We start from the raw sequence: 20,824 nt of genomic DNA, 5'->3' as shown, positions 1-20,824 counted from the left end.
TTGATGACCTCGGCCCTTTCGCTGACTAAAGAACTCATTGCATGTCGCTCGGTCACCCCTGCGGACGGCGGTTGCCAAGAACTGATGGCAAAGAGGTTAACAGCGATCGGCTTTGAAGTTGAAACCATCGTTAGCGGACCAAAGGAATTTCAAGTGACCAATCTTTGGGCAATTAAACGGGGTTCCAATCCCAAAGGAAAAGTATTGGCGTTTGCTGGACATACGGACGTTGTGCCTACTGGACCACTTGAGCAGTGGACCAATGATCCCTTTATACCCACGGAGCGTGATCAATTTCTGTACGGTCGCGGCGCGGCGGATATGAAAACCTCCCTCGCGGGGTTTGTGGTGGCAACCGAAGAATTTGTGAAAACACATCCCAATCACTCTGGCTCAATTGCGTTTTTAATTACGAGTGATGAAGAAGGTCCCGCCCATGATGGCACTGTGATCGTATGCGATCTTCTTAAAAAGCGGGGTCAGAAACTGGATTACTGCATCATTGGTGAACCCACATCCGTCGAGCGTTTAGGCGACATGATCAAAAATGGGCGCCGTGGGTCGCTCTCAGGAAAACTCAAAGTCAAAGGGGTGCAAGCGCATATTGCCTACCCCCACTTAGGACGCAATCCAATTCATGAGATTGCTCCAGCGCTTGCAGCGTTGGTGGCTAAGGAGTGGGATCATGGTAATCAATACTTTCAACCAACTAGCTTTCAGATCTCAAATGTTCATGCGGGCACGGGCGCAAACAATATTATTCCGGGTGAGTTGGTGATTGACTTTAATTTCCGATTCTCAACCGAAAGCACCCCAGAGCAATTAAAAGCGGCGGTTGAATCGATCTTGCGGGGAGCTAATCTTCAGTTCAGCATCGACTGGACTTTAGGTGGTGAGCCGTTCTTAACTGGTGATGGGGAATTAGCAGGCGCTATGCGCGAGGCTATTTTGGCAGAGACTGAAGTTCAGACCGAGCTCTCGACTACCGGTGGCACTAGCGATGGTCGATTCATTGCCAAAATTTGCTCCCAACTCATTGAGTTTGGGCCTGTGAATGCAACTAGTCACAAGATCAATGAACGTGTGGCACTGAACTCAATTGAACCTCTAAAAAATATTTATCGTCGCGCGCTTGAAAAGCTAATTGCCTAAGGATTTGCTGGGTTAACCTATTCGCATGGACCCCATTCCCATACCAACTAATTTGTCTGTGATGACAATTGATGCATGTTGTCAACGCGTTCAGGATGTTTTGGAATCAGCCGATCTTCATTACGGACATGGTGCGAGTGATGCACAGTCCGAGGCATTGTGGATTGTCAGCAAACAATTGGAGCAGTCGCCCTCCGAAACGCTCGAACAATTGGAATTCACGATTTCTAAAGAGCTCAGCCAAAAAGCACTGGAGATCGCTCAAAAACGGATTGAATCGCGCCAACCCCTAGCCTATCTTTTGGGTGAGGCGTGGTTAATGGGCGTACCGTTTGATTGCACCCCGCAAAGCATCATCCCGCGCTCCTTCATCGCTGAGTTAATTGTTCATGAATCGTTTGAGCCATGGTTGCCTGCCGATGGTCAGGTGCTTGATTTATGCACTGGTAATGGTTCGTTGGCCGTGCTGATGGCACTTTGCTACCCTGATCTTCAGGTTACAGCGAGTGATCTTTCTCTACCAGCCCTCGCTCTCGCTGCTCGCAATCTGGATCGCCATCACTTAAGTGACCGTATTGAATTACTGCATGGAGACCTATGGGAACCGATTGCAAAGCAGGATTTGCAATTTGATTTAATTATTTGCAATCCACCCTATGTCAATGAGCAATCGATGCAAGGTCTGCCACCCGAGTACCGTGCTGAACCACGCGAAGCGCTTGCTGGTGGAGCAGATGGCATGGATCTGATTCGTCAGATCATTGCCTCAGCCAGTGAATACCTCCATGAACGCGGCGCATTAGTACTTGAAATTGGCAATGAGTATGATCACTTCCAAAAAGCCTTCGGACATCTTTCACCAATTTGGATGGAAGTATCCGCAGGTGATCGGCAAATCTGTTTGATTGAGGCAGACGATTTACGCCACTAAAGCCAATTAGAAAAGGTCGTTCGCCGCAGCGATTGCCTCATCAATCCGCTCAACAGCAATCATTTGTAAATCAGTCATTTTTGATTTTGGCAAATTAGCCTTAGGAATAATGGCGATCTTAAATCCTAATTTAGCAGCTTCCTTGAGTCGTTCCTGACCCCGAGGGCATGGACGAATTTCTCCGGCCAAACCAACTTCACCAAATACCACCAACTGTTTTGGTAGAGCCCGATTGCGGATTGAGGATGTGATGGCCAGTAGAACTGCAAGATCAGCGGCGGGCTCGGTAATTTTGACCCCACCCACGGCATTGAGAAAGACATCTTGATCAAAACAAGCGATGCCTGCGTGACGGTGCAAAACCGCTAACAGCATAGCCAAGCGTGCCTGCTCTAAACCCACCGCCAAGCGCCTTGGATTGGGGATATGCGCCGTATCAACCAGCGCCTGAATCTCAACCAACAGCGGTCGACTACCCTCTTGGGTGACCAGTACACAGGAACCAGGCACCGTTTGCGGGTGTTGCGACAGAAAAAGTGCGGAGGGATTGTTAACCCCTTTAAGACCTTTCTCGGTCATCGCAAAGACGCCAAGCTCGTTCACTGCGCCAAAGCGGTTTTTAATGGAGCGCACTAAGCGAAATGACGAATGCGTATCGCCCTCAAAATACAAAACGGTATCCACAATATGCTCCAGCACACGAGGACCAGCCAGATGACCATCTTTCGTAACGTGGCCAACCAATAAAATACAGATCCCACTTGATTTCGCGAGCCGCGTTAATTGGGCGGCGCACTCACGAACTTGAGCAACCGATCCAGGCGCCGATGTAAATGCCTCGGAATAGAGCGTTTGAATCGAGTCAACCACTAAAACCTGCGGTTGCGCCGCCTCAACCGAGAGCAATAACTTTTCGAGCTGAATCTCTGCCAAGATTTCAAGTTGAGGTGCATTAAGGGAAATTCGCTGAGCACGCAATGCAATTTGAGCAGCAGACTCCTCTCCGGAGCTATATAAAACATCGACCCCTTGCATACTTAGCTCGGCTAAGGCTTGCAATAATAAGGTGGACTTCCCAATACCTGGATCACCGCCGAGTAAGACCACACCACCTGCCACCAATCCTCCGCCTAAGACGCGATCGAGTTCAACAATTCCGGTTGGTAATCGTGGCGAATCCTGTGCCTCAATGCTCACCAATCTTTGTCGTGGGATTGACTTGGCAAGCCCTTGAAAACGATGGTTTGCAGTCTCGGCGAGAGACTCTTCAAGCGTGTTCCATGCGTCGCATGCAGGGCATTGTCCCTGCCATTTGGGAGAACTGCCCCCACAGGCCTGGCAAACGTAAAGTGTTTTGGTCTTTGCCATCTCAGTCTAATTTCACGCCCGACTTATTTTCCTGAGCGCGTCGTGGCGCATCCTTGCGACGCTCCTCAAGGTCAGCGGCGCGTGCAGCGGCATCTTTTTGTTTTTGTAAAAACGCTTTTTCATTCTCAGCTCGCTCTTGTGCCCGTTTTGGATCAGCTCGCTCAGCAGCACGACGTGCATCGCGATCCGTTTTGATGCGCTCATTGATAATGCGTTGGTTTTCGTTGAGCAAGACCTCCTGCGCCCGAATCGGATCAATTTCACGACGATACTTTGCGCGCGCATCACTAAGGCATGAATTCACGAAGAACTTGTCATAACACTCCGCATTCGTTTTTTTCCAGCGATATTCAACCCATTCGCGCTGCAGCGTGAGTTGCGCTTCAATTTGATTGAGCTTTTCCAGTTCAAGCTCATCACTCGTCATCGCATGGACTGGAGCAACGGACATTGCCAACAGCATGGCAAAAACCAATGATCGATTTTGATCCGTCATTAAATCTCAACCTTAGCACCCAACTCGACTAAACGATTGGCTGGAATGTTATAGAAATCCGATGGCTTGGCCGCGTTTTGCATCATCCAGGCAAAAAGACGCTCACGCCAGACCGCCATCCCAGGGGATTTGGATGGGGTAATGGCGTCCCGGGCCAAAAAGAAGGTGGTATCCATGAGATCAAAGGACAAACCATATTGCTTGGTAATCAAATCGAGCACTTTATTCACGTCGGGCATTTCTTTAAAGCCATGCACGCTGCGCACCACATAGACATTACCCCCCAAATCTTTAATCGATAAGCGCTCCTCATCGCGCACAAAGGGCACATCCCAAGTACTCAATTTCAGAAAGAAGATGCGCTGGTGCATCACGTGATTGTGTTTGAGGTTATGCAACATCGCGGCAGGCACAAAATCAATGTGCGGCGTTAAAAAGATGGCGGTGCCCTCCACCCGATGGGGTGGATGGGCCAATAAGTTTTTAATGAACATCTCCAGTGGAATGGATCCCTGAATGAGCTTATTGCGCAAGAGCTGTCGGCCTCGGTACCAGGTAATGAGGCAGGTGAAAATCAGAATGGCTAGTGCCAAGGGATACCAACCCCCATCTTTAATTTTGATTAAGGTTGCGGTCCAAAAGGCAAAGTCAATCACAAAGAACAGCACAATCATCACCAAAATGATGATGGGATTGGTGTGCCATTCCCGCCGCATCACAATGCTCAATAAAATGGTGGTAATCAGCATGGTTGAGCTCACTGAAATCCCGTACGCGGCAGCGAGATTGACCGACTCGCCAAATTCCATCGTGGTCACAATCACCATAATCAATAAAGCCCAGTTCACTGCAGGGATATAAATTTGCCCGCGCTCGACGTTGGAGGTGTGCAAAATATTCATGCGCGGCACAAAGCCTAATAAGATGGCTTGATTAATCAGGGAGAAAGCCCCTGAAATCACAGCTTGGGAGGCAATCACGGTGGCCGCGGTGGCTAAACCCACCACCGGCCACAAGGCCCACTCCGGGACCATTAAATAAAATGGGTTACTTACAGCCTCTGGATTGGTGAGGAGTAAGGCGCCTTGGCCGAGGTAGTTAATCAGTAAACAGGGTAATACCAAGAAGAGCCAGGCGTAGCGCACGGGGCTTTTACCAAAGTGACCCATATCCAAATAGAGTGCTTCGACTCCAGTGACGACGAGCACCACCGAGCCCATCACAATGTAGGCAGTCAAGGGATGATCGATCACAAATTGCAGGGCATAGAGCGGATTAAAGGCGCTCACAATTTCAGGAGCGCGGCCAATGTTCATGAATCCCAAGATCGCGAGCACAATAAACCACGTGAGGGTAATCGGACCAAATAAATTACCCACGGCTGCGGTGCCAAAGCGTTGAATCACAAAGAGCGCCACTAAAATGATGACCGAAACTGGTAGGACCGCATTCGCGAGCGTGGGGGTCGCAATGGCAATGCCTTCGACCGCGGAGAGCACCGAAATCGCCGGCGTGATGACGGATTCACCAAGCAGCATGCAAGCGCCCAACATGCCCATCACCATAATCAGAAAATATTGCCGGCTGTCACTCTTAATGGAGCGCAGCGCTAAGGCCATCAATGAAAGGACGCCGCCCTCGCCTTTATTATCGGCGCGCATCACCACAAATACATACTTGAGCGTGACGACAATCAAGAGCGCCCAAATCATCATGGAGATCACACCAAAGAGCGCCTCGCGACTAAAGGCAATGCCATGGGTCGGATCAAAACATTCTTTGAGGGCATACAGAGGGCTCGTGCCAATATCACCAAACACCACCCCAATTGCAGCGAGCATGATAAGCGGCAAACTCTTTTTCGGATGCGCATCGGTGCCGTGAATTTCAACCGGCTTGAGTAGCGATGAATTGGAGAATTCTGGGTTACTAATGGACATAGCGCATAGCCTTCCTCACAAAAGTGCCTATATGATACGCCCACCAAGCACGCTACAGTCGCGCTTTTCTCGACAGGGAGTGCCTAATAATGCTAGAATCATGGTCTCAGGCGCGGGGTGGAGCAGTCTGGCAGCTCGTCGGGCTCATAACCCGAAGGTCATAGGTTCAAATCCTATCCCCGCAACCAATCTTTTAGTTGATGATGTGCGCTACACAATCCTCAACTGCAGCCCTACCCCCACCACCCCAAATACTTCGCAATGCCGGTGAGTAAGTACAGCACACCAAATAAGATCAGCACGCGTTGGAAAAAAGTATTCATCGGAATTTGCCGTTTGTAAAAGCGTAGCACGCGAGATGGTCCCTTGACCACCTCGCGGCTAACCGTCACTCGAATTGTTAAAGAACGTGGCATGGCGTGCAAAACTGCACGCCAGGTCCTGCAAATTACCTCAGACCAAAATCACGAAGTGCTTGATTCATCAGCGGAATCTGCCATTTCGTTTTTTTCAGAACGAGTTTTGGGTTCCGGAATCTCTTCAGCACCTAATTCAATCGAACCCATCCCTGATAACGTATTGGGTGGCTCGAGTGAGAGTCGTGAATGCATGACAAGTGCGTGGTCCATCTGACTTTTACGCAACTTAAAAAATGCATCCAGTAAGAGCTGACAAGAGCGGCGTTCACGTAACACAATCTCGTCATACATTTCGACCTCTTGGCAGTGACGGCCACGCACAAAAAACCAGATTGCCATCCATGTACGAATTTTAGGACGCAAATCATCGTAATTAACGACGTACCATAAGAAACTGCCGTACTCAGAAATCAGCGCCTCGAGTTCTTTGGGGTGGGTCTGCCAATAGAGTTCAATACCCTGGTTATTGAACATAAAAATATTTGGTGACACGGCTTTTTTCGACCATAAATCAAGACCCTGAAAGAACTCCGGGTAGCTACGCCACACCATGTTGTAGTTGAGAACCCCCTTCACATTGCGCTGTAAATGCTCGTACTGTGCAAAGCGTTGGCGCGATTGCTTTAAGTAGGCGCGACCAAAGCGGTGATTTGGAGTCACAATAAACGCTGGTGCGTGCGAGACTAGCGTTTCACTAAGCCCCATCATGCCTGCTAGGATCTTAGGCGTGAGTTGCTTGAAGACCTCCTCGCGGTGCAAGGCTGCGCGAAACTCTTGGCGAGTACCTCGCCACATACTATCGGCGATTTGCTGAACCAGCTGTACCTGTACCGCGTCCTCCGGACTTAAGCTCTGCCATACGGATTTGATATGCCGCTTGTATTGTGCTTCGTCCTCAAAAGGTAACAGCGGGGATTTAGCAAATAAACCGGTCTTGAGCGCATTGAGACTTGCGATTCGCTTGCCTGCCGCGCTTTTGGGCCCAGTTTGGCCCTGAAATTTACTACTCATAATGTCAATACCTTTCTGCCAATCTGGCAAAAATAAATGGATACCCCCAACACCACGACAACGTCATGGCGCAAGGCACTGGTTGTAAAACGCGTACGGGTTTGTGCCGCACGAACAGCTACGTAAACGCATCGTTTTGATGGAACGAAGAAACCCTGCGTCCATTTGCAATGGCCCTAGGAACCATTGCCGCTTACCTAGACGTTGGATAAGCGCCCCACTGGTTTTGTGCAGTGGTTACTGCTGTGCTGACATAGTTTTGGCAGGAGTCAGCGGCCCGTTTTGTATGTCATCGGATTTTGGTCCGAAGACATTTTGGTGTTCATAGGTGTTTGAGCCCATGATTGCACAACAGTTTTGGCCATTGCGACTTGTAAAACCCCACTAGCGGTGACTAATGGTTACTGCACGCATTTGCTTTTTTGTTGCGGGTACAAACGAAACCCTTTGTTGCTTATTTCGTATTCATAGCGGGAATAAGCACCCGTTGTTTGTGCACGGGGTTTTGGCCCCATGTTGGCGTAGTTGATTTGTCAACCACTAGATACTGCATTTAATAAATGCAATACCGTAAACATAGTATAGGGAAAAATAAAAAATTTGGTATGGTGTTTTGCAAATTTTTTTAAAAAAATTTGTCGCTAAAACAACTCATCAGCGATACGCCTGTAATTGGTGTTACAAAGTATTTTTTGGTAGGACGTTGTAGTACTTTGCTGGGATTTTTATCTCTTAATACACCATGACTTCATCGCATGAGGACTGCATACCATCTGACGCATAGCGCACAGTCAAAATTACTGCTTAATTTTCCAGCGAACGCCGGCGCCCTCCTGAGGACTTCCAAGAAATTCGATGCCGGCTTTTTCAAAAGCATCTTTTACCGAGGTAATTGTTTTGAGATTACCCCCAGGAACACCGTCAGCCGATTCAAGTCGAACCATAGTAGTGAAGCCAATACCAGCCAATTTCGCCATTTCGGCAACAGTAACCCCTAAAAGTGCTCTAGCTGCCTTTATTTGACCACTTGTAATCAATCTAAATTATACCTATAATAATATTAAATATATCATTTATGTAATGATATATATTTAAATGGAGATTAAATATGCTTAAAAATCATGATTTTACACAGGATCGTACTAAATATATAGGCGGCTCGGATATTGGCGCAATCTTAGGCTTATCGAGTTTTCGTAGCCCCATCGACGTCTGGCTGGAAAAAACCGGTAAAGCAGTGAAGCAGCCCGATAGCCTACCCCTGCGGTTTGGCTCCTTTGTGGAAGAATTTGTCGCCAATGAATACGCCAAGGCGACGGGTTTTTGTTTACGTCACGATGAGTCTATATATATCCATCCGACCTACCAGTTCATGGGCGCGCACATTGATCGCTTCATTCATACCGATGGTCTAGAGGAGCCGCCCACCAAAATCCTCGAATGCAAAACCGCCAATCCCTTCTCGCGCGGTCAATGGGGTGAATCCGGTAGCGATCAAGTGCCAATGAGTTATTTATGCCAAGCGATTTGGTACATGGCGGTTACAGGAATTAATCAAACCGATGTCGCGGTTCTTTTTGGAAATACCGACTTTCGGATTTATCACATTGAGCGTGACATGGAACTGGAAAACCTCGTCCTGGATAAAGCCCTTCACTTTTGGCATGAGCATGTCTTAAAAGACATCCCGCCACCCGTGCAATCGGAGGCCGACTGCCAATTGCTCTTTAGTAAGGGTCAAGCACAGCACAGCGTGGAGGCCAACTCCCAAACGGTCGATCTTGTGCGCCGCTTCCATCAGCTCTCACAGCAAAGCGAAGTGTGTGAGGGGGAGCTAAGTGCCATCAAAACGCAAATCATGGCCCAGATGCAAGACGCGGAAATACTCACCCACGAGGGATCCGTATTAGCCACCTGGAAAGCCCCTAAACCCAGTTATCGCATTGATACCAAACGACTCCAAAGCGAAGAGGCTGCCATCTTTGATCAATACAAAGTGATGAATCAAGCAAGTCGCCGGCTCGTGATCAAAGCAATCACCGAGCAGAGTGCTGGCAACAAGACCCTGGAGGTCGCATGATCGCCAATCCATCGCAAGTTGTTCCTTCACCACCACCTAAAGGGAAGGCATCCAAAACCAGTGCCCCTAAACCTAATGCCGCAAACCGAATACCCAAAACGAAGATAGGTGCTAAATCGGTCCGTAAAGATCCGGTCCTAAGAGCAGCTACTAAAGCCATTGGAATGCGAGGCAGCGAGTTGGAGGCATGGTTAGCTAGCTATCCAAACCTGAGTATCAATACACGCACCATTACCTTGCAATTAATTACGCAGTATCGCTTAGATCCCAAAGCCGATGAAATCGATCTCGTGCAATACGAAGCCGGTCAGTGGCAAGCCTTGATTACCGTCAACGGTTGGGCCAAATTGATTAACGCCCAACCTGCCTTTTGTGGGATTGAATTTGCCGAATCCAAAGAACACGATGGGGCTATCCCACGCTGGATGAGTTGCACCATCTACCGCACCGATCGCGTGAAACCCATTACCGTCAAAGAATACCTAGTCGAACTCAAAACCGAGCACCCCTGTTGGCAGGTCATGCCACGGCGCATGCTGCGACACCGTGCTATGCAGCAATGCGCTCGGCTAGCCTTTGGCATTACAGTTCCTGAATGTAAGAGCCCTGCTTCAGCATTGGTAAAAACTCAACTAGATATTAAGAACCCGGTCCCGCATGCAGGGATACCCTCGATAGTAAGTCACGGCACTATTCTCAAAGCCCATTTATTACGAGAGACTCATAAAAAATAAAACCTGCCTAACTTAACCTAACCTAACTTAACTTAAATTTGGTGAATTTAACTCTATGTTATTCATCAATTATTTTGAACCATTGCAATCTTAAGAATTAAGACTGTTGGATAAGTCAATTATGAGAACAGACAACCAAATAAAACCATTATGATTTCAATGACTTATAGCATTTAATTATCGGTGTGCGAGTTTTTGTGTGGCGAAAATGAATGAATTTGACGGCTAGTACTCATTTTCTGTAATTTCGATGGTTTGGAGCAATGTTCTAAACCAGATTGCTGTATTAAATGATTGCTCCAAAGACTTCAATGAATTCAACAGGTTAATTTTTGCAATCAGTCAGGTGTCCATCAAACTGTGTATTTAATAAAAATTGCATAAAGATAGCTTTATTTTTGACAATGTAAACCCGGTTATTCGCAGGGCAAGCGTTACTTTAAGTAACGCTACGGATTGAAACTAAGTAAAGGGGCGGGCCAGCGGCCCGCGGCTTAGAAGGGCTGATAAATCTGCGTAACACAATGCTCAACAATGGCTTGCAGTGCCCTGAATAAATGTTCGTCAAAACGCTGGGGGAATATCGTCAGCTGGGGTCACGCATGAGGGTTTAGTGTATGCAGGCAGTTGTCAGGAAAACTGACATACCTGCTATAAAACCAATTAATAGTGTAATTAAAAATAAATGTTGAGAAAAATCAATTTTTTAGCAATTGAAAGATCTAAGAAATCATGTGCTTTTTTACCAAAAATAACTTATTTCACCAAGAGAACAGGCTGCTTGGCTGACGACACAACCCGTTGAGCAACCGATCCAATCAAGAGATCGAGCATACCGCCACGACCCTTAGCACCCATCACAATCATGTCAAACTTTTCTTTTGTGGCAGTTTGTAGAATTTCTTGAGCAACATGACCGCGCTTGATAATCATATTGTGCTTAACGCCTGCTGCATCTAGAGCTTTCTGGGCAGGTTTTAACTCTTTTTCACTGATTTCACGGAGATAGTCATCCACCACGCTTTTGCTGACAAACTGTTTCACATGATTTAAACCAAAATCATCATGAACACTAATTAGAGTGACAGAACACTTACTACGCATATTTGCAACCAGTTGAGCAACATATTTGGCAGCATTCAATGATGTCTTTGAGCCGTCAATTGGTAGTAGTATTTTCATATGCTCTCTTTCACTATTTGATTTAATAAGTCCAGTGTATTGTTTTAGTTAACTATCTTTTTGATCTATATCAAATACAACAGGTTTTTATGCATATCCAATTCCTTGGCGCAAGCCAAGAGGTCACTGGCTCCAAATACCTAATCCGTGGCAAAGCATGTGGGATTAACCACTCCTTTATGGTCGATTACGGGATGTTTCAAGGGGGTCGTGAGGCAGACGATAAAAATTTAGCTGAACTCCCAATTCCTCCCAGTGAACTGGATTTTGTGGTGTTGACCCATGCGCACATTGACCACAGTGGATTATTGCCGCGTTTATGCGCTCAAGGATTTCGAGGGGCGATCTATTGCACACCTGCGACAGCCGCTCTGCTCAAAATCATGCTCTTGGATAGCGCGCATCTGCAAGAAGCCGATTATGAACGCGCCCAACGCAAACGAGCTCAGGGCCGTTGGAAAGGCGATCTTCCAGTTCCGCTCTATAGCACCCTTGAGGCCATCGATTGCTTGGCACAACTCAAGACCATACCCTATCACCAACGGTTTACTCCAGGTCAAGGCATTGAAATTCAATTTTTGGATGCGGGCCATATCTTAGGTGCTGCAATTACGATCATTGATATTCAAAAAGAGAATCAACAACGCCATCGCACGGTCTTCTCAGGAGACTTGGGAATGTTCGAGCGACCTTTAATGAATGATCCGGAGCTAATTGAGCATGCTGACACCTTAATTGTGGAGTCAACCTATGGCGATCGCTTCCATCGTTCGCTTGAGGATACGGAAGATGAGCTTGTCGAGGTCATTACGAACACGCTAAAGCACAATGGCAATATCATCATCCCCGCATTTGCGGTTGGGCGTACTCAAGAAATCATTTTTCTATTAATGGATTTAGTGCGACGCAAACACCTTCCCTATCTCACGATCTGGGTCGACTCGCCCATGGCCACCTCGGTGACTCGATTGACCGAGGAATATCGCTCCTCCCTCGATGAAGCCGCGCAAGCCATCTACGATTGGTATCAAACCAACCCTAATCGCTTAGATCTGCGTTTTATTGCCGACGTTGAAGAATCCAAAGCACTCAATCGCATTAAGGGTGGCGCCATTATTATTTCTGCGAGCGGTATGTGCGAGGCAGGTCGGATCGTGCACCACCTCAAATGGAATCTTCCACACCGCAATAATGCGATCATCATCACCGGTTTTCAGGCACAAGGCACCTTGGGTAGACGTTTGGTTGATCAAGCCAAACTCGTGCACTTGTTCGGCAAGGAAGTTGCTGTGAAAGCGTCCATTCACACCATTGGGGGGCTATCAGCCCATGCCGATCAGGCTGGACTCATACGTTGGTTAAAAGGGTTTAAGAAACCACCCTCGCATGTTTATATTACGCATGGAGAACCCTATGCTGCAGAACAACTGAAGGCAGCGATTCATACCCAACTGGGCTGGGAGCATCCTCACATCCCTCAAAGCCATAGCACCTACTCTCTCTAATCATGCCAAACCTAAATGCCCTGGCGTTACGTTCACGCTTGATTCGAAAACCCGATGCGCACAAAGGCGATATGGGGAAAGTATTACTCGTAGGCGGCGCACCCGGTATGGCCGGTGCTATTTTTTTATCCGCGTATGGATCGCTTTATAGTGGCGCTGGCTGGACCATGATTGGGGTCTTGGATTCGAAGTCAGCCCATGTGCAGATTGATCAACCGGAGTGGATGGTTCAGGACATTAGTGAGGTGGTCAACGCCCATGATTTCATTGAGCACATGCAGCCCGATTGCCTTGCGATTGGCCCTGGCTTAGGTTTAAGTGATCAGGCTTTACAATTCTTAGAGGTAGGTCTTGCGTTCACTGGTCCACTCATCTTAGATGCGGACGCCTTAAATCTGATTGCTGACTACCCACGGTTATCCCAATTATTGCGAGAGCGTAAAGATCCCTGCACAATCACGCCCCACCCTGGTGAAGCAGCTCGTCTATTGGGCATATCGGCGCAACAAATTCAAGCCAATCGATCAGGGGCTATTCAGTTACTGATTGATCTGTTTCACTGCTATGTGGTTCTTAAAGGTCACCATACATTAGTTGGTTCGCCAAATGATGCGATCTATACCTGCAATGTAGGCAATCCTGGGATGGCAACCGGTGGCATGGGGGATGTCTTAACGGGCCTCATCGCTTCACTTGCAGCCCAAGGGATTTGCCATCATCTCAATTTATGGGAGGCAACCTGTCTTGCTGTTGAGCTTCATGCGCGTGCCGCCGATCAACTGGTTGAGGCTGGGATTGGGCCCAATGGCATGACCGCACTGGAATTGGCCAAAGCAGTTCGTAAATTCATTAATCAGGCTTAGATTGTCCCCATGGGCCCCAATGGGGTCCGGGCGGAGACTCTTGATTCCATTTGACAGGGTACCTTGCGATGCCGATACCAAGTCGTGACCAAACAAATGTGGTAGCAGCCGCTTCGGATGAAACAAATACCTTCGTCGCAAAAATCTTTATAAATGAATTTATTGGTGGGCACAACAGGAGTTAAACCAGTAACTTACAAAAAAGAGTTAAAAACTAAAGTGCCATCGATGTAATAACACCCTGTATTTTAAGATGATTATTAATTTAAGCCATCATCTTTTATAGTTATCTAATTTCTGACTTAAGTTTTCGACCGCCTTGGTAAGTGTATACAATTCTTTCTCTTTCAGCATATCTATTTTTTGATGCAGCAATTCAATCTCTAACTCTGCTTTAACGTTCACTTCAAAGTCATTATTGGCATGTTGCCGATCAATTTCCGATAACCGATTTTGGCTCATCATAATCGCCGGTGCTGTATAGGCGGCCTGAAATGACAACATTAAATTGAGCAAGATATAGGGATAAGGATCCCAGGGATTGGGATTATTGATAGAGTTATAAGTAATCCATCCAAAAATACAAACGCTCTGGATGATGATGAATTTCCAAGATCCCACCGTCTTCGCTACGACATCTGATATTTGTTGACCTATTGTTAATTCACTTATGGGTTGCTGGATATGAACTGGAATCCTTTCGGGATATCCTTCACGATGCGCTCTTCTATGAAGACGAAGGGTCTCTAAAGTTTGCAGGTCTTGATGTGTAGGTGTAGTAGTAACCATAGAACCTCCCTATATAGTTACTATTACTGTACGCCTAATTTGTCGGGTTTCCCGACAAATTCCATTAGACGCTTATTGTGACTAGATTCCATCCGGTATCACCACCCTACTCCCATCAATCTCATCGGTGAGCAATCTCACTCTCAATTCCACCAATCCATCCAACAGCGATTTCCAAGATCTGGTGCGCTCAGGGGGAGGCGAAGCTCAGATGCTAACAAGCAATCAAATTACAAGATTAACTTTATTCAATTAACATCGAAGAATCTTGACAGTCAATTAATAACTATTTCGTATTAGCAATCGACCATCCCCGTACAAATGCAATTGGCGACCCCTCGCACGCCAAACTCCAAATTAGCTCATCTTTACCGGCTGAGCTTAATGAAACCCAATTTTGCGGGACAAAAGATATCCGATTGGGTTGCCCTCTGCCCATTGGCTCTAAGAAGTCAACAAATCCAAGAATTCGCCCTTGTTGCTTTAGGCAATTAATTTCCAATTCAATTTCATAGGATAGAAATACTGACTCGGCATACTGTTGCAGTGTTTTAAAGTCAAAAAGAAGCCAAAACGTCATGCCTTCGTCGACTTGGGTCTTCGAGTTTGGATCTAAATAAACATCGTAGCCACCCCGATCCTGTGAACTGGCAATACCAACCCACTGAGCAAATGATGCCTGAGTAACAAACAAGAGTAATAGTCCGGCGATGATCGATCTGATTAGTTTCATTTGAGCATACAGAGTATTTAAATTACTTCGTTACATAGTCATGAAAAAATATAAGCAAATGAGGTGTGCATTTATTTCAAATGGTTCAAAAATATTTGAAAGAAAATTGCATCTTCTTTCATGATCCTTTTAATTGTTAATTTTCTACATAAAATTGGTCAAGTGATTTGATAAAAATCAATTTTTATATTTCTACTTTTCTTAGGATTTTTCGTTGATGGACTGTCTCATCTATAAGGGCATTACTTAGGTTTATCCCCAAATATAATTTTCACCAAGAAACAATTAAGAGTGCTATCCGTAAATAACCAAGGTTTAAATTACGCTCAAGTTAAAGATCTGCGTGCGCAGCATGGTTTAAACGAAATACCACTGGCTGATCGCAAAAATTTTCTCAAGATATTGGCAGGTGTTATCACGCAACCAATGTTTGCCTTACTACTCTTAGCAGCTTTTACTTATTTAATAATCGGAAGTTTTGAAGATGCTGCTTTACTAGCAGGCTTTATTGTTTTATCAATTGGACTAACAGCATACCAAGAATTCAAAAGCGAAAAAGCCATCGAAGCCTTAAAAGATTTATCCAGCCCTCGTGCACTCGTGTTGCGCGACGGACAGGAGCAACGCATCGCGGGTAAAGAAGTGGTCATGGGTGATCTCCTTATCCTTACCGAGGGCGATCGAATTGCTGCAGATGCTACCCTAATTAAATCAAATGATTTGCTAGCTGATGAATCTTTACTAACTGGGGAATCTGAACCTGTAGAAAAAGGGATTGGAGATATTGTCTGTTCTGGCTGTATGGTAGTTCGTGGAAGTGGTGCCGCCACTGTGAAGGCAATTGGCATCAAAACTGAAATTGGAAAAATTGGTAAAAGTCTTCAATCTATAGAAGAGCCCGATAGCCCACTACAACTCGATATACGAGCTCTAATTAGACGGTTTGCTTTTTTAAGTATCGGACTGGCAGTTCTAGTTTGTTTAATTGAAGGCATCATTTATCAACGATGGTTTGATGGATTACTGACGGGTATAAGTCTTGTTATGGCGTTATTACCTGAAGAGTTCACCGTCATCCTGACTGTTTTTATGGCTTTAGGTGTTTGGCGCATATCTCGTCAACATGTTTTAACCCGGCGTGCGTCCGTCATTGAAACCCTTGGCAGTATTACGACCTTATGTGTTGACAAGACCGGCACCCTCACACTCAATAGTATGACGCTTCAGGAACTTGTGCCACTGAGGGGCAATCAAGACCCTCCCTTTCCTGACCAATTTAGTTACGGGCAAACAGAGCTTTTGAATTATGCGGTGCTTGCTAGTGAAATCGAGCCCTTTGACCCCATGGAGAAGGCGTTTCATGAAAAATTGAATAAATGCGTTGCCCAGGGCCAAAGGCTAGTAAGAAACCTACAACTGGTTCATGAATACGGCTTAAGCCCTCAGCTATCCGCCATAACTCATATTTGGGAAGACCCGAATAAACCTGGGCAATATCTTGTTGCCACCAAAGGATCGCCTGAAGCAATTATGAATCTCTGCTCTATATCAGCCAAGGAGCGACTCGTCATTGAGCATCAAGTACATGAGCTTGGGTCTAAAGGATTAAGAGTGCTTGGTATTGCAAAAGCTACTTATCAAAAACAAGGGGGGTCGTGGCCAAAATCAGTCGATTCTTTTCATTTTCAATGGCTTGGACTAGCTGGTCTACAGGATCCATTGCGCAAAGAGGTTCCTGACGCAATTAAACAATGCCAAGCTGCGGGTATTCGCGTAATTATGATTACTGGGGATCACGCCATTACTGCAAAAACGATTGCTTCTCAAGCGGGAATCAAGACAAGTACTATCCTCTCCGGTAGCTATATTGATCGTTTAAGTGACAAGAATTTGCAAGATGCAGTCAAAAATACATGCATCTTTGTCCGAATCAGACCTGAGCAAAAATTACGCCTTGTAAAAGCATTGCAAGCAAATCACGAAATTGTCGCTATGACAGGTGACGGTATAAATGATGCTCCAGCTTTAAAAGCTGCGCATGTTGGAATTAGCATGGGTCAACGTGGCACTGATGTGGCGCGAGAAGCCTCTTCCTTGGTATTGCTTAATGATGACTTTAGCTCAATTGTTAACACAATTAAGCAAGGTCGCCAGATCTTTGATAACTTACAAAAAGCAGTCATTTATGTCATTGCGGTTCATGTTCCAATTGCTGGGGCAGTTTTTATTCCCATTTTATTTGGCGCACCTCCTCTTTTAGGGCCCATTCATATCCTCTTTTTAGAAATGATTATTGACCCTTCGTGTGCGATCGTATTTGAGACCGAGCCGTCGGAGCCGAATATCATGCATCGGCCACCTCGTCAATTAGACTATCGCATCTTTAGTTTAGAGAATCTCTCCATCGCCCTTTTACAAGGCATTGGATTAATGACGATCGTTTTGGCCCTCTATCTTGGTTTGCCAGAACTCCATATTTCAAAGGAACTAACCAATACGATTGCCTTTAGCGGTCTTGTGATTGGCAATCTTTTGCTTGTGATTGTGAGCCGATCTAAACAGATATACTTTTTTTCTATTTTAAGAAATCACAATATTGCGCAATATTGGATTATTGGGATTACCGCTACATTACTCTCACTCTTTATATCAGTGCCTTTCTTGCGAGAGCGTTTTCAGTTTACGTCATTAAGCTTTGAAGGGATATGGATTTTGCTTGCATCTGCTGGGTTGGCATTGATTTGGTATGAGACCATAAAATTCTTAAACCAATTAAGAACGAGATGAATTGATTGACAAATTTCTGAGTTGGGATAAATTTTAAGGATAACTATGACAAAATTACCTTTTCTAATTTAACCTCGTTTACAGTCCCTTGACTTCAACATTTAGCTCTAGTAACTTAAATAATAAATAAAAATATTTTGATAAATCGCAAAATTTATTTGATATGTACGCTTTATAAAGTATACGTAGGTTGCGATTTTCGATTTAATTTTTGATGGGGCAATAAATTAAATCTTTCTATGTGCGCAGTAGAGGCTCGCAACCTACGCCCCACTCTCAGGTGTAGTTCAGTGGACGAACGGTAACTAGGAATAGCTTGCGGCTGAGGTTCAATTCCTCACACCTGACCAACTCCGCCAACATAACTAATTTCATCATGGATGACCATCTTCCGATATGACACTTTATAAGCGTTCAAGGTATAAATCTGCCCCAAAAAATACAAAGAAATTAATTATTTTTTTAGCATTACTCCTTTTATTGGGCCCAATCTTTATGACAGTCAGCAATGCCCAAAGACCACTTCCTATGGATATCGGTAAGTAAGAATTTAAAAAGCGCTGTATAACCTGCCATAGGAATCCACATTTCAAATAAAAAAATATCTTGCTTTTTTAATCTGTAAATTTTTTTTGTTAAGTTGAGTGTGTTGGCGTCTTAAGCATGGCGTTAATTCGCAGGTCTCTGGTTCGAGTCCGGGTTGGGGAGCTTGTTATATAAAGAGTCTAAGGTGTTTAAGCCTTTTACCCCAAAGACCCTTCAGGCTGATACCGTTCTAACAACACGCATCAAGCGCGATTAAGTGCTATTAATCTATTTTGTTAGTTTTTATGATGTAAGTGAATTTAAAACTTTGGGAACACGTTAAGACCAGCGTTTAATCAAACTAGGGCTGTATAGTTAATTTTCATTGTCCGCTACTTTTTGAAGAAGTTCAAAATCGATATCAGAAATCAAGCGATTTTGGACATTAAAGCAACCCGAACCCGCTAGGGAGGAAAATGCTCGGCTGAGGCTCTCCGAAGTGGTGCCTAAGTAACTTTTCAAGTCCTCGCGACTCATGGGTAAATTAATCGAGGACTGATCTAGATTGACGGCTTTCAGTCGATCTTGAAAATCGACCAAAAACTTGGCTAGCCGTCTTTCAACCGAATAGCAGCTTAAATAATAGAAGTGCTCCGCCATCGAGGCCATACGTGCACTCATCCCATCTTGAATCATTTGATTTAATTGCGGATTAGTCGTTATGAGCTCTCCCAAAGTATGGCGATCGATCGTACAGAGTTCAACATCAGTAAGCGCAATGTTGCTAAAGCGATGCACACCACTAGCAGCGCCAACTAACCCAAAATAATCGCCCGGAATTTGAAAACGTGCGATCTGGGAGTTCCCATCCTCAAAAGAAAAATCCAGTTTGGCAAAGCCCTTTTTAAGGATGTATAAGTTCGCAAACGGATCGCCTGCGCGAAAAATGTAAGCACCTTGATTGATTTGGATTTTTTTAATCCGGGTCTCAGAAAACCTCAGACACCCCTCTTTGCAGAAGAATTGGGAACTAAAAGCGCATCGATCAAATGAAACGTAAGCGCTAGCCTGATCGCGTTCCCTCTGTAATTCACACGGTTTAAGGACTGGCATGGTTACCCCCCCCCGACTGTTAAATTACCTAAATATTGTATTGATCTTATTGGGAATGCTATTTAAAAATTGATAAAAATCAATAAATTTTAAATTTTTATAGGTATCTTGATAGAAAAACAACATTCATCCTGAATAGAACTCTCTCTTATGAAACCTCTTCATCTTGCTTTGGCTATCGCCGTTCTATCTTCGGGCGCTTTTGCTCAAAGTAATGGCCCGACTCCTCCAGGTAAACAAAAAGGAGTCAACGAATCGGCTAAGCCATCCTCCCCTGGTCAAAAAAAGCAGACTGGAGAAACGGCTAAACCATATGCACCTGGACAGGACAAAGACGCCAAAAAGAAAAAAGGCCAATCCAAAAACTTGAGCGATGATAAAAAACCTAATAGCAAACGGAAAGACAGCAAACCATAATGGGATTGAGGGATTGCCCTCTAGGACACAGCCATTAGCTATCAAATTTGCTTGATTCGAGTTGCTGACCAATAGAGCTTAATCAAACTTTTTAATCGACTCCCTCCGAGGTCAAAAGAAGCTGATAATACTTAGCGCCCTTATAGAGGAAGCCATAATGCTGATTGAGGTAACAGGTAAGAAAATCAAATAGTTTTGAAAAACCTACGCAATCATTACAAACAATTTTAGAATGACACAGCTATACGCGAACCCCTGTAACATCGAGCAGTGATGTCGCCTAATCCCTCGGGTTTAGCTCTTAGGATGATCAGTTCACGTCCCAAACTACAGGTTCTTGATCCTGAAGAGCTTGACGTAAAAGCATCAACAGCGGATACCCCCTTTGCCTCAAAGGATCTTTAGCATCTGACTGCGCCTCCTCTTCAAAATCAGAGATTTCAGATGCAGCACTTCCTTCAGTATCGATGACCGCTTCAAGGCGAGCAATATATATTGGGATTTGTTCTGGAAGAAAAATTCCTTTAGTTTCAAATGGACGTTCAATTGCATTGAAAATACGATGCGTTAGGTCATCAAGCATGATGACTGGGGCAGCATTTTTTGTTTGGAATTGATAGATCATACGCTTACCTTGCCAACACAGATATACGTTCACTGCCGGGTTGATCGCCTAACGACCATCTCTCTTCAATAATCAAAATACTCCTCACCTTCTTGCAATATTTAGATAACGAACCACAAACTGCATTTCAGCTTCTATATTGGCCATGTTCAGT

General features: G+C 45.3%; 19 protein-coding genes and 2 tRNA genes. 10 read left to right on the top strand and 11 right to left on the bottom strand.

Features of this window, described 5'->3' with window-relative positions; genetic code table 11:
- Positions 1–3: 3 nt before the first annotated feature.
- Positions 4–1,152: a succinyl-diaminopimelate desuccinylase gene (gene dapE, locus QUE65_RS03145; protein WP_286281839.1), complete on the top strand. Its 1,149-nt coding sequence runs from the start codon at positions 4–6 to the stop codon at positions 1,150–1,152.
- A gap of 61 nt (positions 1,153–1,213) precedes the next feature.
- Positions 1,214–2,083, top strand: coding sequence for a 50S ribosomal protein L3 N(5)-glutamine methyltransferase (gene prmB / locus QUE65_RS03140; RefSeq protein ID WP_286282416.1), 870 nt, complete (start codon positions 1,214–1,216; stop codon positions 2,081–2,083).
- A 6-nt stretch (positions 2,084–2,089) separates the two neighbouring features.
- Here prmB and radA read toward each other — a convergent pair whose 3' ends face one another.
- From radA to QUE65_RS03125, 3 genes are read right to left on the bottom strand one after another with little or no spacing between them, the layout of a single operon-like run.
- Positions 2,090–3,451, bottom strand: a complete 1,362-nt coding sequence (gene radA / locus QUE65_RS03135) for a DNA repair protein RadA (RefSeq protein WP_286281837.1) — start codon at positions 3,449–3,451, stop codon at positions 2,090–2,092.
- 1 nt (position 3,452) lies between these two features.
- Complete coding sequence (locus tag QUE65_RS03130) at positions 3,453–3,947, bottom strand: hypothetical protein (protein ID WP_286281835.1); 495 nt, start codon at positions 3,945–3,947, stop codon at positions 3,453–3,455.
- Positions 3,947–5,788, bottom strand: coding sequence for a potassium transporter Kup (locus tag QUE65_RS03125; protein ID WP_286282414.1), 1,842 nt, complete (start codon positions 5,786–5,788; stop codon positions 3,947–3,949). The genes QUE65_RS03130 and QUE65_RS03125 overlap by 1 nt, the downstream gene beginning before the upstream one ends.
- 210 nt (positions 5,789–5,998) lie before the next feature.
- On the opposite strand from QUE65_RS03125, the gene QUE65_RS03120 reads away from it, so the two are divergent.
- Positions 5,999–6,075 (top strand) — tRNA-Met (locus QUE65_RS03120).
- Between the two features lie 45 nt (positions 6,076–6,120).
- Here QUE65_RS03120 and QUE65_RS03115 read toward each other — a convergent pair.
- The 3 genes from QUE65_RS03115 to QUE65_RS03105 all read right to left on the bottom strand — a co-directional run bounded on the left by QUE65_RS03115 (position 6,121) and on the right by QUE65_RS03105 (position 8,294).
- Complete coding sequence (locus QUE65_RS03115; RefSeq protein ID WP_286281833.1) at positions 6,121–6,303, bottom strand: hypothetical protein; 183 nt, start codon at positions 6,301–6,303, stop codon at positions 6,121–6,123.
- A gap of 48 nt (positions 6,304–6,351) precedes the next feature.
- A complete protein-coding gene (locus QUE65_RS03110) occupies positions 6,352–7,317 on the bottom strand; it encodes a hypothetical protein (RefSeq protein ID WP_286281832.1) in 966 nt (321 codons plus the stop codon).
- Positions 7,318–8,114: 797 nt separating this feature from the next.
- Positions 8,115–8,294, bottom strand: a complete 180-nt coding sequence (locus QUE65_RS03105; RefSeq protein ID WP_286281831.1) for a hypothetical protein — start codon at positions 8,292–8,294, stop codon at positions 8,115–8,117.
- Between the two features lie 131 nt (positions 8,295–8,425).
- Here QUE65_RS03105 and QUE65_RS03100 point away from each other — a divergent pair, with 131 nt between their 5' ends.
- Together QUE65_RS03100 and QUE65_RS03095 are read left to right on the top strand one after the other, a co-directional pair.
- Positions 8,426–9,397: a YqaJ viral recombinase family nuclease gene (locus QUE65_RS03100; protein WP_286281830.1), complete on the top strand. Its 972-nt coding sequence runs from the start codon at positions 8,426–8,428 to the stop codon at positions 9,395–9,397.
- Entirely contained in the window at positions 9,394–10,131 is a 738-nt protein-coding gene (locus tag QUE65_RS03095; RefSeq protein ID WP_286281829.1) for a recombinase RecT, read from the top strand. The genes QUE65_RS03100 and QUE65_RS03095 overlap by 4 nt, the downstream gene beginning before the upstream one ends.
- A gap of 756 nt (positions 10,132–10,887) precedes the next feature.
- Here QUE65_RS03095 and QUE65_RS03090 read toward each other — a convergent pair.
- Positions 10,888–11,313: a universal stress protein gene (locus tag QUE65_RS03090; RefSeq protein ID WP_286281828.1), complete on the bottom strand. Its 426-nt coding sequence runs from the start codon at positions 11,311–11,313 to the stop codon at positions 10,888–10,890.
- 89 nt (positions 11,314–11,402) lie between these two features.
- Between QUE65_RS03090 and QUE65_RS03085 the strand changes: the two genes are divergently transcribed.
- Complete coding sequence (locus QUE65_RS03085) at positions 11,403–12,818, top strand: MBL fold metallo-hydrolase RNA specificity domain-containing protein (protein ID WP_286281827.1); 1,416 nt, start codon at positions 11,403–11,405, stop codon at positions 12,816–12,818.
- 2 nt (positions 12,819–12,820) lie between these two features.
- Positions 12,821–13,681 carry an NAD(P)H-hydrate dehydratase gene (locus tag QUE65_RS03080; protein WP_286281824.1) on the top strand — a complete coding sequence of 287 codons (861 nt, stop codon included), beginning with the start codon at positions 12,821–12,823 and terminating at the stop codon, positions 13,679–13,681.
- 273 nt (positions 13,682–13,954) lie between these two features.
- On the opposite strand, the gene QUE65_RS03075 is transcribed toward QUE65_RS03080, so the two are convergent.
- On the bottom strand, positions 13,955–14,470 hold the full coding sequence (locus tag QUE65_RS03075; RefSeq protein ID WP_286281822.1) for a DUF1003 domain-containing protein: 516 nt from the start codon (positions 14,468–14,470) through the stop codon (positions 13,955–13,957).
- 286 nt (positions 14,471–14,756) lie between these two features.
- On the bottom strand, positions 14,757–15,203 hold the full coding sequence (locus tag QUE65_RS03070) for a surface-adhesin E family protein (protein WP_286281820.1): 447 nt from the start codon (positions 15,201–15,203) through the stop codon (positions 14,757–14,759).
- A 291-nt stretch (positions 15,204–15,494) separates the two neighbouring features.
- On the opposite strand from QUE65_RS03070, the gene QUE65_RS03065 reads away from it, so the two are divergent.
- Both QUE65_RS03065 and QUE65_RS03060 read left to right on the top strand, forming a co-directional pair.
- Positions 15,495–17,990 carry a cation-translocating P-type ATPase gene (locus QUE65_RS03065; protein ID WP_286281819.1) on the top strand — a complete coding sequence of 832 codons (2,496 nt, stop codon included), beginning with the start codon at positions 15,495–15,497 and terminating at the stop codon, positions 17,988–17,990.
- Between the two features lie 276 nt (positions 17,991–18,266).
- Positions 18,267–18,338 (top strand) — tRNA-Pro (locus QUE65_RS03060).
- Positions 18,339–18,890: 552 nt separating this feature from the next.
- Here QUE65_RS03060 and QUE65_RS03055 read toward each other — a convergent pair.
- A complete protein-coding gene (locus QUE65_RS03055) occupies positions 18,891–19,628 on the bottom strand; it encodes a Crp/Fnr family transcriptional regulator (RefSeq protein WP_286281818.1) in 738 nt (245 codons plus the stop codon).
- A 150-nt stretch (positions 19,629–19,778) separates the two neighbouring features.
- Here QUE65_RS03055 and QUE65_RS03050 point away from each other — a divergent pair, with 150 nt between their 5' ends.
- On the top strand, positions 19,779–20,045 hold the full coding sequence (locus tag QUE65_RS03050; RefSeq protein WP_286281817.1) for a hypothetical protein: 267 nt from the start codon (positions 19,779–19,781) through the stop codon (positions 20,043–20,045).
- A gap of 310 nt (positions 20,046–20,355) precedes the next feature.
- On the opposite strand, the gene QUE65_RS03045 is transcribed toward QUE65_RS03050, so the two are convergent.
- On the bottom strand, positions 20,356–20,670 hold the full coding sequence (locus QUE65_RS03045; protein ID WP_286281816.1) for a DUF1840 domain-containing protein: 315 nt from the start codon (positions 20,668–20,670) through the stop codon (positions 20,356–20,358).
- Positions 20,671–20,824 lie beyond the last annotated feature (154 nt).

It is taken from the genome of Polynucleobacter sp. HIN8, from assembly GCF_030297615.1.
In the GTDB taxonomy this organism is placed as follows: Bacteria; Pseudomonadota; Gammaproteobacteria; order Burkholderiales; family Burkholderiaceae; genus Polynucleobacter.
The sequence above is the reverse complement of the archived record's forward strand: the minus strand, read 5'-3'. Positions and strand labels throughout refer to the sequence as shown.

Coding starts and splice junctions, on each gene's coding strand:
- dapE (WP_286281839.1), top strand. CDS start 4: ATGACCTCGGCCCTTTCGCTGACTAAAGAACTCATTGCATGTCGCTCG.
- prmB (WP_286282416.1), top strand. CDS start 1,214: ATGACAATTGATGCATGTTGTCAACGCGTTCAGGATGTTTTGGAATCA.
- radA (WP_286281837.1), bottom strand. CDS start 3,451: ATGGCAAAGACCAAAACACTTTACGTTTGCCAGGCCTGTGGGGGCAGT.
- QUE65_RS03130 (WP_286281835.1), bottom strand. CDS start 3,947: ATGACGGATCAAAATCGATCATTGGTTTTTGCCATGCTGTTGGCAATG.
- QUE65_RS03125 (WP_286282414.1), bottom strand. CDS start 5,788: ATGCTCGCTGCAATTGGGGTGGTGTTTGGTGATATTGGCACGAGCCCT.
- QUE65_RS03115 (WP_286281833.1), bottom strand. CDS start 6,303: ATGCCACGTTCTTTAACAATTCGAGTGACGGTTAGCCGCGAGGTGGTC.
- QUE65_RS03110 (WP_286281832.1), bottom strand. CDS start 7,317: ATGAGTAGTAAATTTCAGGGCCAAACTGGGCCCAAAAGCGCGGCAGGC.
- QUE65_RS03105 (WP_286281831.1), bottom strand. CDS start 8,294: ATGGCGAAATTGGCTGGTATTGGCTTCACTACTATGGTTCGACTTGAA.
- QUE65_RS03100 (WP_286281830.1), top strand. CDS start 8,426: ATGCTTAAAAATCATGATTTTACACAGGATCGTACTAAATATATAGGC.
- QUE65_RS03095 (WP_286281829.1), top strand. CDS start 9,394: ATGATCGCCAATCCATCGCAAGTTGTTCCTTCACCACCACCTAAAGGG.
- QUE65_RS03090 (WP_286281828.1), bottom strand. CDS start 11,313: ATGAAAATACTACTACCAATTGACGGCTCAAAGACATCATTGAATGCT.
- QUE65_RS03085 (WP_286281827.1), top strand. CDS start 11,403: ATGCATATCCAATTCCTTGGCGCAAGCCAAGAGGTCACTGGCTCCAAA.
- QUE65_RS03080 (WP_286281824.1), top strand. CDS start 12,821: ATGCCAAACCTAAATGCCCTGGCGTTACGTTCACGCTTGATTCGAAAA.
- QUE65_RS03075 (WP_286281822.1), bottom strand. CDS start 14,470: ATGGTTACTACTACACCTACACATCAAGACCTGCAAACTTTAGAGACC.
- QUE65_RS03070 (WP_286281820.1), bottom strand. CDS start 15,203: ATGAAACTAATCAGATCGATCATCGCCGGACTATTACTCTTGTTTGTT.
- QUE65_RS03055 (WP_286281818.1), bottom strand. CDS start 19,628: ATGCCAGTCCTTAAACCGTGTGAATTACAGAGGGAACGCGATCAGGCT.
- QUE65_RS03050 (WP_286281817.1), top strand. CDS start 19,779: ATGAAACCTCTTCATCTTGCTTTGGCTATCGCCGTTCTATCTTCGGGC.
- QUE65_RS03045 (WP_286281816.1), bottom strand. CDS start 20,670: ATGATCTATCAATTCCAAACAAAAAATGCTGCCCCAGTCATCATGCTT.